General features: G+C 32.6%; 8 protein-coding genes and 1 pseudogene. 1 reads left to right on the plus strand and 8 read right to left on the minus strand.

Going from position 1 to position 13,943, the window contains the following annotated elements:
* From AZF08_RS32100 to fabG, 8 genes and pseudogenes are all read right to left on the minus strand, one after another.
* Window positions 1-855: pseudogene (locus AZF08_RS32100) on the minus strand (AMP-binding protein); the annotation flags it as partial.
* Window positions 836-2,299 (minus strand): condensation domain-containing protein, encoded by a 1,464-nt coding sequence (locus tag AZF08_RS05655; protein ID WP_063177248.1) that lies wholly within the window; start codon window positions 2,297-2,299, stop codon window positions 836-838. The gene AZF08_RS05655 and the pseudogene AZF08_RS32100, both read right to left, overlap by 20 nt.
* A 16-nt stretch (window positions 2,300-2,315) precedes the next feature.
* Window positions 2,316-6,845 (minus strand): non-ribosomal peptide synthetase, encoded by a 4,530-nt coding sequence (locus AZF08_RS05660; RefSeq protein ID WP_235190149.1) that lies wholly within the window; start codon window positions 6,843-6,845, stop codon window positions 2,316-2,318.
* A gap of 457 nt (window positions 6,846-7,302) precedes the next feature.
* Complete coding sequence (fabZ, locus tag AZF08_RS05665; protein ID WP_033678924.1) at window positions 7,303-7,761, minus strand: 3-hydroxyacyl-ACP dehydratase FabZ; 459 nt, start codon at window positions 7,759-7,761, stop codon at window positions 7,303-7,305.
* A 485-nt stretch (window positions 7,762-8,246) separates the two neighbouring features.
* Entirely contained in the window at window positions 8,247-9,431 is a 1,185-nt protein-coding gene (locus AZF08_RS05670; RefSeq protein WP_033678925.1) for a beta-ketoacyl-[acyl-carrier-protein] synthase family protein, read from the minus strand.
* Window positions 9,428-10,645: a beta-ketoacyl-[acyl-carrier-protein] synthase family protein gene (locus AZF08_RS05675; RefSeq protein ID WP_033678926.1), complete on the minus strand. Its 1,218-nt coding sequence runs from the start codon at window positions 10,643-10,645 to the stop codon at window positions 9,428-9,430. Before AZF08_RS05675 ends, AZF08_RS05670 begins: the two co-directional genes overlap by 4 nt.
* Window positions 10,642-10,881, minus strand: coding sequence for an acyl carrier protein (locus tag AZF08_RS05680; RefSeq protein WP_033678928.1), 240 nt, complete (start codon window positions 10,879-10,881; stop codon window positions 10,642-10,644). Before AZF08_RS05680 ends, AZF08_RS05675 begins: the two co-directional genes overlap by 4 nt.
* 67 nt (window positions 10,882-10,948) lie before the next feature.
* The gene (fabG, locus tag AZF08_RS05685; RefSeq protein WP_033678927.1) at window positions 10,949-11,680 is read right to left on the minus strand and encodes a 3-oxoacyl-ACP reductase FabG; all 732 of its coding nucleotides are present in this window, start codon (window positions 11,678-11,680) and stop codon (window positions 10,949-10,951) included.
* A gap of 1,379 nt (window positions 11,681-13,059) precedes the next feature.
* Between fabG and AZF08_RS05690 the strand changes: the two genes are divergently transcribed.
* On the plus strand, window positions 13,060-13,929 hold the full coding sequence (locus AZF08_RS05690) for a hypothetical protein (protein ID WP_051725728.1): 870 nt from the start codon (window positions 13,060-13,062) through the stop codon (window positions 13,927-13,929).
* The last annotated feature ends 14 nt before the right edge of the window (window positions 13,930-13,943 follow it).

Below are 13,943 nucleotides of genomic sequence, written 5' to 3' on the forward strand. Positions count from 1 at the left end.
GCTGTTGTAATTTTATTTTCATTCATAAAATGATTAAATAAATGGTAATCTAAAATCACTGACTTTGAAGGTATATATAAGGTCGCTCCAAAGAATAAGGAAGTGAATATTTCCCAAATCGAAGCATCAAATGATAAACTAGCAAATTGAACAACTTTATCTTGTTCATTCATTTGTAAAGTATCATACATTACTGATTTTAAATTACACAAACCATGATGCTCTACCATAACCCCTTTGGGCTTACCCGTTGTACCCGAAGTATAAATCACATACGCCAATTGATTAGATGTTACTATTGATTCTAAATTCGATCCATCTTTATGATAAGAAGCTTCATCATTCAAATTCACAAGTTTTNGTATAAATCACATACGCCAATTGATTAGATGTTACTATTGATTCTAAATTCGATCCATCTTTATGATAAGAAGCTTCATCATTCAAATTCACAAGTTTTCCCTCAAAAGGTATACGATCCTGTAAATGGTGCTGTAATAATAACAACTGTGTTTTAGAGTCTTTAAGCATATACTGAATACGTTCCTCAGGATATTCCGGATCAATTGGTACGTAAGCTCCACCAGATTTCAAAATACCGAGTATCCCAATAATCATTTCTAACGAACGTTCTGCCATAATCGCAACTAACTGCTCCGCCCTTACTCCTTYAGATTTCAATGTTCGTGCCAATTGATTCGCTCGTTCATTTAGTTCTTGATACGTTAATTGCTGATCCTCAAATACAACCGCCACTTGATTAGGCGTGCGCTGTACCTGTTCTTCGAACAATTGATGAATTGTCTTTTCATTTGAATATTCTATTTCTGTCTTATTAAACACATCTAAAATCTGCGTTTTNAGGCGTGCGCTGTACCTGTTCTTCGAACAATTGATGAATTGTCTTTTCATTTGAATATTCTATTTCTGTCTTATTAAACACATCTAAAATCTGCGTTTTCTCTCTTTCTGTTAACAGTTCTAATTCACTTACCCTAATATTAGGATCATTTACAACTTGCTTTATAATTTGAATCATATGTCCCTGAATTCGCTCTATAGTTGCCTGTTCATAAACATTTGCATTGTATTGGAAATGTATATGGATTTCTTCACCTGGCATAACAATTAAGTTAAAGTCATAGTTAGTTTGCTCGTTCACTTCTAAATTTGCAATTTCTAGAGCGGTTTCATTACAAATTCCTATATGCCCCATCTGTTTTTCCGCAGGGTAATTTTCAAAAACCATAATATGATTGATTAAGTTTTGTTGTTGTTCAGTAAGTGCTTGTATCTCATACAACGGATACGTATCATATACATGTGATGCTAAAGCTAACTCTTGGTTCTTTTTCATTGCTTCTGCAAATTGCACTTCTTCCTCATGATGAATACGTACAGGAATTGTATTAATAAATAAACCAATCATATTTTCTATCCCTGGTATTTCTTCTGGCCTTCCGGATACAACGCTCCCAAATACAACATCCTTACTATTATTATATTTCTGTAGTAAAATACCCCATGCTGTTTGCAGCAACGTATTAATTGTGACATGGTTATCATTGGCAACCTGCTTCATCGATTTGGTTAGTTCTTTTCCCATGTTACAAACTATCTTCTCTGAAACATAGGTCTCGTCCATACCTTGTGACTTTATTTTTGGTAATAACGTTTGCTCCTGATATCCTGCTAAATAGGTACTCCAATAATTTGATGCCTCTTCCTGATCTTGCTCTTCCAACCACTCTACATATTGGCTATATGGAATTACCGGAGCACAGTTATACTTTCTCTGCTTCTGGATGGCATAATAGTTTTCGAATAATTCTTTGAAAACAAGCGGTAAGCACCATCCATCCATCAAGATATGATGGAAACTCCAAATTAAATGATATGTGTTTTCTTTAACATGTAAAATAACCATGCGAATCAAGGAATCTTGCGCAAGATTAAACCCTCTTTCCCTATCTTCCCTCACAATCTTATTAACAAATTCCTTGCGATACTCTTCATTCATCTTGCGCAAATCCTTATAATTAAATTCTATATTCTTATTCTTGTATACAACTTGTAGTGGCTCGTCTCTCAACCCATTGTAAAAGTTTGTTCGGAATATAGCATGTCTTGTTACTAAATCATTTACACTCTTCTCGAAATCTTTAACATCCATGTTACCATGTAGATCAAACCGTACTTGCTCAAAATAAGCTCCTGACTGTGGCTCAAGCAGGCTGTGAAATAGCATTCCCTTTTGCATGGGCGATAATGGATACACATTTTCTACTTCTCTACGCATTTACACTCTCTCCTATTTATTGGATTTGACTCATTAAATTTTCCAATTCTTCTATGGTCAATCCCTTTAATGAAATATCACTCGGTGTCAATTCTGTTCGATCTTTATTTATGCAATGTTCAATGACTTCCTGAAGGCTTATTCTTATCAATTCAGCAAATTGCTCCATTGTTTCTTTCCTATATTGTTTGTTACTATAATTGATAGAAAATAGCAATTTCCCATCTGTTATTATTCCATTAATATCAAGTACATAAGTTCTTAATTGATGCCCACTCACCGTAGTCCCCGTTGAATACGATGATACCTGCATTGCACTATTTTGCAGATCTTGATCAAACTGGCCTAAATAATTAAAGCTAATCTCTGGTTGGGATCCAAATGTATGGTCTTCTTGTAACTCAGATAAATATTTTAAGATCCCGTAACCGATTCCTTTATTCGGAATTTGATGCAGTTCTTCTTTAATCGTCTTAATATGTGTAGATAAACCTTTTCCAGTTTCGATATGAAGCACAACCGGATACTGACTTGTAAACCAGCCTACAGTACGTGTGATATCAATTTCCGGAATAATTTGTTCTCTTCCGTGCCCTTCAAGATTTACGATAATTTTTTCCATTCCTGTCCAAGAATGAACCGCTTTTCCTAATACTGTTAACAACAAATCATTTATTTCCGTATTATATGCTCGATGCGTTTGTTTTAATAATTGCTCTGTTTCTTGCTCCGTCCATTGTATAATGATGTTTTCACTATCCTTGATGAGCATATGCTTAGCGTCAAAATCTTTAGGAAGCACCTCAGTTTCTTGCTGTTCTATTCGTTTCCAATACTCACGTTCTTTCTCCATTTCCTGACTATTCGCATAAAGAGCTAATTTCTCCGCCCATAACTTAAATGAATCAGTTTTTTGTGGAAACTTAATCTCTTGTCCATTTACTACTTGATCATAGCCAGTTTTAATATCTTCAAACAGAATTCGCCATGAAACCGTGTCTATCACCAAATGGTGAATAACAATTAATAAATGGTCGCCTTCTGCACATCGGAACAATCCAAGTCTCATTAAAGGACCCTCATTTAAATTAATACTTCTTTGAATTTGATCTGCTTTAGCTTCAATCTTTTGAGCGAGATTAACTTCTCCTCTTAAGTCAATAACTTCAAGACTATACAATTTGCCTTCCACTATCCCTCTATTCCAAGCCTCATATCCATGTTTATTCTGACAGAATACTGTACGAAGTACATCGTGATGCTCGACAAGTTTTTCCATTACCTTATAAAGTACTGATTCATCAAAACCTTGTTCCTGAACTAACATAAATGCTTGGTTAAAGTGATGTGTATCTACCATCTTCTGCTCAAAAAACCAATGCTGAATAGGAGTTAGCATTATCTTACCTGTTATTTCTCCTTGCTCAACATTGCTACTGATTGGTTGAACATATAAACTCAACTGGGATATGGTTGGAAATTTGAATAATTCTTTCATCCCTACTTTATACCCTACTTGAAACAGTCTTGAAGAAACTTGGATGGATTTAATAGAATCCCCTCCAAGATCGAAGAAATTGTCTAATAACCCAATATTTTCAATTCCTAATACACTCTCCCAAATAGAGACTAAAATTTTCTCTATCTTTGTTTGAGGTGCCACATATTCCATTCCTGTTTGCATCCTACCTTCTGGAGAAGGCAATGCTTTACGATTAGTTTTACCATTAGAAGTTAACGGCATTTTATCCAATTGTACAAAGTAAGACGGAATCATATATGTAGGCAGCTCTTGTGACAATTCTTCTCTAAGTTGACTAGCTATCAATGACTTATCCCCTACAAAGTAAGCACACAATTGCTTTAATCCCTCTTCATTTTCTAATGCAATTACAACTGCCTCCTGAACAGAATCCACTTTCAAGAGCGCTGTTTCCACCTCACCTAGTTCAATTCGATAACCACGAATTTTAACTTGATCATCAATTCGTCCTAAATATTCGATATTTCCATCTGGTAACCATCTCGCTAAGTCACCAGTTTTATACATCTTCTCCCCTTGAATAAATGGGTTATCAACAAACTTCTCTGCCGTTAAATCAGGTCGGTTCATGTAACCTCTAGCCAACCCATCACCTGTAACATATAATTCGCCCTGTATTCCAATAGGTTGAAGACGTTGATATTCATCCATAATATAGGTTTGTAAAGTAGGTATTGGTTTTCCAATGTTGCTTTTGCCTTCCCCAATTTCATTTTCAGTTATTTCTTTATATGTGACATGGACAGTCGTTTCCGTTATCCCATACATATTAATTAACTGTGTCGATGGATATTTTAATCTCCATTCTTTCAACATCGAAGGATTAAGTGCCTCTCCTCCAAAAATGATCTTTCTTAAATTCAGTTCTTTTCTGTTATATTGCAATTCTTCATGCAGTAATTGATAAAAATAAGTGGGTGTTTGATTCAATATTGTTACTCCGTGAGATTTTAACAATTGTAAGAATTCTTCTGGGCTTTTAGCTGTTAGTTGAGGTACAATAACTAACTTCCCACCATAAAGAAGTGCCCCATACATTTCCCACACTGAAAAATCAAAACAAAATGAATGAAACATTGTCCATGTGTCCGAAGCATTAAAATCAAATAAATTTTTGCTGTTAAACAATAAGCGGACGACATTTTTATGCTCAATTAGTGTACCTTTAGGTTTTCCAGTTGTCCCTGAAGTATAAATAACGTACGCTAGTTGAGTCGAATCCACCTTTACGTTTAGATTAGAAACATCTTCATGATAAGACTCATGAGTATCTAATATAATGTATGTACCTTCAAACGTTACGCGTTCTTTTATATGCTCTTGTATTAATAACTCCTTAATTCCCGAATCTTGAATCATATAGTTAATACGTTCTTCTGGATAATTAGGATCGATAGGCACATAGGCTCCACCAGCTTTTAGAATGGCTAGAATTCCAATAACCATCTCTAACGAGCGTTCTACCATTATTCCTACTAGCTGATTTTCCTGTATCCCGCGGAATTTTAATGTTCGTGCTAGCTGATTTGCTCGTTCATTTAATTCTCTATATGTCAACTCTTTATTCTCAAATACAACTGCAATGTTATCTGGTACACATTCCGCTTGTTCTTCGAATAATTGATGAATATTCTTATTACTTGGGAATTTAGCCTTTGTATCATTGAAATCATTTAATATTAATTTCTTTTCCTCTTCACTGATTAAAGACAGCATAGATAGGTTATCATCAGGATATTTAATCATATATTTAACAATTGTATTAAATTTCTCTATAAAATTTTCGATTTCTTTTTCTTCAAATAATTGAGTACGATATTCTACAAATATTTCTATGCACCCTTCATCAAGTATTTCAACTATACGAATAAGAAAGTCATTTTCTATATCTCCACAAAAATTATGTTTGACCTTAGTTTGCACCTCGTTTAAATTCACTAAGCTCATTGATCGATATTCCATTGCAATACCAAAAAGTCTATATAAATGTTGATTTTTATGTATTTTCTTTAAATCTTGAATTAGCTCATTATAAGGATATTTTTGATGAAACATAACCCTAGATTGTTCCACTGACACACGTTGTAAAAATGATAATATTTTTTCTTCTGGCTCAACAAACATTCTAGCTGCAACCGTACTCGCAAACATTCCCATCGTATCTTTTTCTTTCTTTGTTAACCTATTTGAATAATTAGTTCCGACAACAATATCTTGCTCATTAGTAATTTTGTTCATGTAAATATATAACGCAGATAAAAAGAAGGTGAATATATTAATTTTGTTTTGGGTACAAAATAATTTGATATCATTATAGAGATTATCATTTATTACAAAACTTTTTCTTTTTCCTTTAGTACTTGTTAATAGTGGATCGTTAGGTTTGATTTCTGTAACTTCAGGAAGCGATTGAAATTTGTTCAGCCAGTAGTTTCTATCTTTTTGAAAACGCTCTGAATTTTGGTAGTCCCATTCAGAATGAATATAGTCAATGTAAGAGTTCTTTTCTTGACCAGAAGACACCGTTCCATTTTCCAGGTCTAAGTAGTTTTGAGTAATTTGATTACAAACCATAGCCATAGTAATTCCATCTGATATTATATGGTGCATTTTAAAATTGTAACCATATTCTTCATCATTGATTTTAAAAATAATAAATTCATATAACTGAGAGTTATGTAAATCCATATTTTTCTCATTATGAATAGTAAACCATTCATCAACACTGCAATTAATTGAATATTCAGAAAAATCAATATATTTGATTTTTTCATGAACATATGGGTAAATATATTGTCTTGGCTCACCGTTCTCATTGATTACTTTAATTCGAAACGCATCATTTTGTTGAATAACCTTTTGAATAGAACATTCTAGAATCTCCACACTAATATTCCCTCTCAACGGTACTGTCCCAGAGAGAATACATGTGGTTGTGTTTGGATGAAGTAGATCCGTATACCATATTCTTTTCTGTGCATTAGTTAAAGAAAATAATTTCACATCCAATTCAGTTCACTCCTAATATTTTTTATTCAATCTCAAATTTTAAATTTTAATTAGTAAACTTATTATCAAAAACCTTCATAGGAACTTGATAATAAGAAAAGAAACTTATCATCTCAAAAAAAGAATATTTCAACCATTTAGATAAAAACATATTAACTACAAATGCAATAGCTTTATTTTTAAATATACTTTTAAGCTATATAATTAAAAGTTGAGATTTTTTAATTATGTCTTTCAAAATACTCTCACACTAAAATTCAGCTGAAAAACGCTATAACTAAACCACTTTTCACATTTACTCTCATCTTCACTAATAGAATGAAAATGAGAGTATTTCAAATACCTGACCTGACTTCATTGCATTACTCTCAAATATATAATTATGGTGAATATGGTCATTTAATCTAAAAAACTATGTACCTTAATATTCAAGAGATGAATATCAAAACAATTAACCTATACAAAATACCAGTTCTGCTTTAGCAACAACTTCTTCATCTACTTTCGCAATTCCTTCAATAATTCCTGCACTACTAGTCATCTTGACTACATTACAATGATAAACTAATTGATCCCCAGGAATAACTTTCTTTAAAAATCTTGTCTTAACTGAAGTTAGTAAAAAAGGCGATTTATTATCTACTGAAACTTCATCCTGTCTATCAATTTTTTTATTACTTAATTGAAACAATAAAATTCCCGCTTGAGCAATTCCTTCAATAATTAAAACCCCAGGCAAAACAGCTTGATCTGGAAAGTGTCCTGGAATCCACCATTCATTTCCTGTGATATTTTTCAAGCATATAATTGATTTATAGTCTTCATAATGTTCTACCCTATCAACAAGAATAAAAGGATATACTTGCGGTAAAAGATTTTTAATTTCATTAAAACTAACTTTTAAGGACATAAATATATGAACCTCCGCATATTTACTTTTAAACCTAAAATTCAAAAATAATCTATCAATAAAAATACAAAAAATTGTAAACCCTTATATAAAGGTATTTCATGAATAGTTCAACCCAAAGCAAACCGTACCATATTTTAACCAAAACTCTATACAAACTTCTTTAATTAACCCGTTACCACTTACATTTATTAATAATTTATCTTGGGTATAGAATGTGAACCCTTATAGTAAACATATAGTAAGAAAACTACAAATAACTTGACACAAAAATGTTTAAAAACTATTCTTAGCTTTATTTACATACACATCTTTTCACTACTCTTTACTTTCATAAGGATGACTATTTTCCACAAAAACTAAAGTGAAAAATAAATCATCCGATTAATTTTTCAACTGTTCAAACAATTTCGTTCAGTTGTTTAATTGACCTTTTTAAGGGATTTGTTCATTTATACTTCCAAAACGAGACTTCATGATACAATTTAAATTAATTTCTTAACGATCATAGAGCTTATTCCTCCGAAAATATCATTTGCAGTTAACAGCACATTATCTATATTTTTTCTTTGATTATGAGAATTATTATATATAGCACTGCTAGGAATTACTCCATTTTGTATTGCATGCAAAGACGTAAATAGTTGGAATAAACCATTTGCCCCGCTTGTTTCTCCAATTATTCTTTTTAATCCAAATATAGGGGTTTGATTATAATCAAACATTTTATTTAACGCTGCTAATTCTATTTCATCTTGTTCTGGTAGTCCATTTGCCCCTGAAACAATAAAATCTACATTCTCTTTAGTAATATTTGATTTTTCAATTACATTATCCATACAACGAATAAACCCTCTAATTCTAGTATCCTTATTAGCACTTGAAGCAAAACAAGAATTCCATGAAACAAGTTCCCCCATAATATTCGCCCCACGTTTAAGTGCAACATCTAATCGTTCTAACACAACTGCCACTGAGCCCTCTCCAGGTAATACCCCACTGCTTTGTAAATCGAATATTTTCCCAGCCTGTTCAAAGTGTTTTTTTGGTAACAATCCGGCCTTTTTATAATACCAATTGATTTCATCGTTCCATTCCTCTGTGCCACCAACAACTACAGTATCAGCCTTTTTATTTTTCAGCATACTCATGGCATATCCTAGTGCATCCAATCCTGCACAAGAACCACTTGATATCGTTGTATTAAATGCTCTAGATTGAATCCTAATGGCTAGATACGATGCAGGGGAGTTAGCAATAGTATTAGGTGATTCCATTGGACTAACATATCTTGGTCCCTCAGTTATAGTTGTTTGATCGTACTGGGCGCTCATTTTAAATCCAGCAAAGTTAGTGCTAACAACTATTCCTAATTTATCCGCATCTATCGTTCCGACATCTATTGAAGCATCTCTTAAAGCTAAAATAGATGCCGCAGATAAAAATAATGAACTAGGGTGCATAAACCGCAAACCCTTTTTACCTAGTAATTCAGAAGCTCTAAAATTATTAACTCGAACAGCTTGAGGAGATTCCAATTGATTTGAATTTTTATGACAGAGGGAAGAATCTCCATCTCGAATAGCTTTCCATAGGGCTTTATCGTCTGTACCGTATGCGGACACCGTACCCACTCCAGTTACTACAATACGGTTTTCAGAATTTTTCATGAAGTAACCTCCTTGAGAATAACAGTGGATATATTTCCTCCAAAAGCAAACGAATTGCTCATAGCAACATTTATAGATTTATGTACAGCTTTATTTGCCACAATATTTTTTACACATGCAGAATCAAACTCTGTAACATTCATCGTTGGCGGAATCACAGAATGACGAATAGCCAAAGCGCATGTAACCGCTTCAATAGCACTAGCTGCACCCATAGTATGTCCCAGCATTGACTTAATAGAACTAATTGGAATAGAATCGGTCTGTTTACCAAACATAGAGGAAATTGCATAAGATTCAATATAATCATTGGCTTTAGTACCAGTACCGTGTGCACTTATATAAGAAATATCACTCATTTCTATATTTGCATCTTCTATTGCTCTCTCCATTGCTAATATTGCACCTACCCCTTCAGGATGAGGAGCTGTAGGATGATATGCATCACAGGATAAACCATATCCTATAAGTTCAGCATATATGGTTGCCCCACGTTGTTTTGCTTTTTCCATGTCTTCCAAAACTAAACTAGCTGCGCCTTCACTTACTATCATGCCCTTTCTATCCTGAGTAAATGGCTGGCAGACTTCTGGCGCTATGGCACCTAGTCGATGAAATACAGTATAACCACATCTAGATATTCCATCTGCTCCGCCTACAATGGCTGCATCTATAACTCCTTCTTGAATCAAATCGACTCCTCGACTGATTGCATAATTACCAGCTGCACATGCAGTTGGTATAGTTAAGCTTGGCCCTTCAAAACCAAGTTCAGTTGATACAGCACTAGATATATATGCTATAGGATAATTCAAAACTAGATCTGACGAAATCTCTTTATCTCCACTTAACTCCATATCATGCGAATCTTCTACGATAGAAGCATTTCCAAACGTTGTACCCATACACACTCCTACACGTTCGTTATCGTATGTATCCGTTGAGAATTTAGCATCATTCAAAGCCATACGTGAAGCTGCCACAGCTAACTGAGAAGTTCTCCCCACTACTTCAGGCTTTAATTTATTCAACATCGTAGCAGGATCCATATCAGTTACTTCTCCACCACGATTAACATTGTAGATTGATGTATCAAAAGACTTTATCTCTTTTGTACCGATTTCACCAGATATTAATGAACTCCAAAATTTATCTAATCCAGATCCAATGGGAGAAAGAACACCAAGACCAGTAATAGCTATACGTCTCTTCATTTCGTCATAATCTCTTTCACAGAAATATAGGTTTGGTTTAAATCTGTAAATTGAGTCAGATAGCTCTCTGGGACTTCAATCTTGAACGCTTTTTCAATACGAGCAACAATTTCTATAGTCATCATTGAATCTACACCTAAATCCTCAACAAAATTTTCATCATCCTTAAGGTCCTCCACTTCTGTAATTTCTAAAATGATATTTCTTAAGATTTCTTTAATATTTTGCTCACTCATATAAATACCTCCAATATTTTTATAATTCATGTTGACACACTCTTTTAATAACATGTTAAACTTTCCTTTAAGCTTGTAGGCCTCCATCAACTGTAATTATGCTACCAGTAATATAACTAGACCCCAATAAAAAACAAATTGCATCTGCAACTTCAGATGGTTCCCCCACTTTACCCAGAGGAATCTCCTCTAATATTTTATTTTTAAGATTATCAGGGATTTTTCTCCACATATCTGTTGCTATAAACCCTGGAGCAACAGCATTTACAGTTATCCCATATTTAGATACTTCCTTAGCTAAAGTTTTTACAAAACCAATTTGTCCTGCTTTAGTGGTAGAATAATTTGCTTGTCCAGGAATACCCTTCATTCCACTTACCGAACTAACACAAACTATTCTTCCATATTTTTGCTTAATGAAATCATAAATAGCAGCTCGTGCATAATTAAATGTCCCTTTAAGATTAGTTTGCATAGTAATATCCCAATCTTCCTCACTCATCATATAAAAAGGCTTGTCCCTTGTAATTCCAGCATTGATAACTAATCCATGTAACTCATTGAAATGTCCCTTAACTTTTTCAATCGTATCTCTTGCTTGAGAAAAGTCTTGAACATCTGCTTGAATAGCTAAAATCTGACCTTTATGTGCTAATGTGGAACAAAGTTCTTCTGCAGCCTCTTTATTATGTCGATAAGTAAACACAACATTTGCTCCTGATTCAATAAGTGCTGTAACAGTGGCTTTTCCTATACCACGCGTTCCACCAGTAACCAAAAATGTTTGGCCTTTTAACAAAAAAACCCCCCCTTTAATCCCTAATAATGGTATATATTACCTAAAATCTGATCACTACTTGTTTTTGGTAAAATTATCCACTTTAACCTCTCCAATTATTTATAGTACTATGTACTATAATATTGAATAGTTTTATTTCTTTATATACAACTAAATTGCTGCAGAAATTATAGTAACAAATAGCATACTGGAATGTTGTCGTTTTTTGTCGAATATTCAAAAAAAAAAAAAAAAAAAAAAAAAACGTTGATACTTTTATATCGTATTTCAATATTTTTAATCTAACCTCAATTAGCGCACACTGCATAGCTTTTTTTATTGTCTACTTGACAGGGAGGAGACCCTAGAGCGTTAGTGAAATAACAATAAAAATTGCCGTTTTTTAGGATGTTTTTTCTTTGTCACAAGATATAAATACTTCATCAAGCTCAATGTAAGTAAAGAATCCAGTTACAATGCATGCATAGAAGGAACACAAATAATTCTATCATAATAGAATTAAAGTAAGTGAGCTTTTATTTAAATACCGATATTAATCAGAAAATAATGATAAAAACGTCGCTAAATGAATAAATTCATAGTTTTTCTCTAAGATCAACAGCGTAGAAGATTTATAAGTTGTTTTAAGAAATAAATATTTTTGTAATCTTAAGAGCGAAATTAGAAATAGTAGATAATTTTAGAAGTTGATAGTAATAATATTCCAAAAAAATGTTGTATTACTGTTATTAAGTAATGGAATTATTTAAAATTAACTTAAACGTTATTATTTAATATTGTAATAATGTGTACAATATAATATTATTAAATATGTTATTTTTTTCAAAATAACATAACCGCACTGTTCAAACATGAATAGTTCTTTGAGGGTACTGGTAAGAGTAGAGGTGCATCTCCCTAGTAATTTGCTTAAAAGAATTAATTGTAACTAACTCTAAAAAGATGTGTCTTATGAAAAAGTTTTTTATTATTTAAAAAGATCCTTCATGAGGCTTGTCTTAGAAAATGCTATTGAAATGACTTAGCACTTTTCTCTGCTTAGTTGTAAAATTGATATTTTTTTAAAACCTATTTTTTGGAATTCAATTTTATCTAGTTATTGAATTCCCTTTGTATCTTGTAATTTTTAATGAATCTAAAATAAATTAAGAAGATATTCTTTCACCATCAGCTTAATTTATTATTGGAGTAATATTAAAGAGCAATAAGGCTATTTATGAGTAAAAAGGAATCCTATTGCATCTCTTGTAGACTTATATGATTTTTTCTTTCATGAAATGTAAAAAATCGTATAGGTCTACAAGAGATTACTTTATATTCATAATTTTAGAGATGTTTTTTCAGACTAGGGTTTACTAATTTTGAAAGGGGATACAATAGTGAATTATAAAAAACACCCAAATGCTTTCAGGAGGATTTTCGCATTTTTTGAAGAAGAAAAATGGTTAGCTGTTACTGGATTTCTAGGTTTCCTATTAGGAATTTTATGTGTAATATTTATTGGAATCTATGGAGCTATTATTAATCCTGAAGGAGATTTGTCAAAAGCTTTATCATTTAACTTTGCTCTTGGTCTATTTTTATTGACTACAGCTGCTATTTTACCATTCTCAGGATTCACTTCAAAAAAACGTATTTTTTTTCGTTGGTCATATATTTTATTTTCACTATACAGCTATGGAATAGAGACCATTCAACATTTTAGAGGTATTAACCCTCGCTTTAGTAAACAAGGGCATTTATTAGATGGGATTTTTGGAAGCTTATTTGGTCTTATTGCTACCGCTATGATTCTCTATTATATTGTATTAGCATGGAAATTCTTTTGCCCAGGTTCTATGAATCAGCGTCCAATCCTTATCTTGAGCATTCGTTATGGTATGATCTCTACAATCTTGGCTTTTGCAGCTGGTATTTGGATGATTGTTATCCAAGATCGATTAACAGGAATCCATGGAAATATTATTTGGCTTCATGGATTAGGGTTCCATGGTTTGCAAACTATACCATTAATAGCATGTTTTTTACATATAAATCAGCAATCTTCTAAACAGACTCAACGACGTTTAGTACATATAGCTGGATTTTCTTGGCTCATGGCTGTTTTACTTGTTGGTTTGCAAACCATTTTAGGTTATTCGGTATTTAAACTTACAACGATTATGATTATTTGTTACGGATTTTTATTGCTTTGGAGCATTTTATTTATACTGGCATTTTCAAGTATTTTCTCCAAAAAAAATACTTGAATATGTTCTTATTT

This window comes from Bacillus gaemokensis (assembly GCF_001590835.1).
In the GTDB taxonomy this organism is placed as follows: domain Bacteria; phylum Bacillota; class Bacilli; order Bacillales; family Bacillaceae_G; genus Bacillus_A; species Bacillus_A gaemokensis.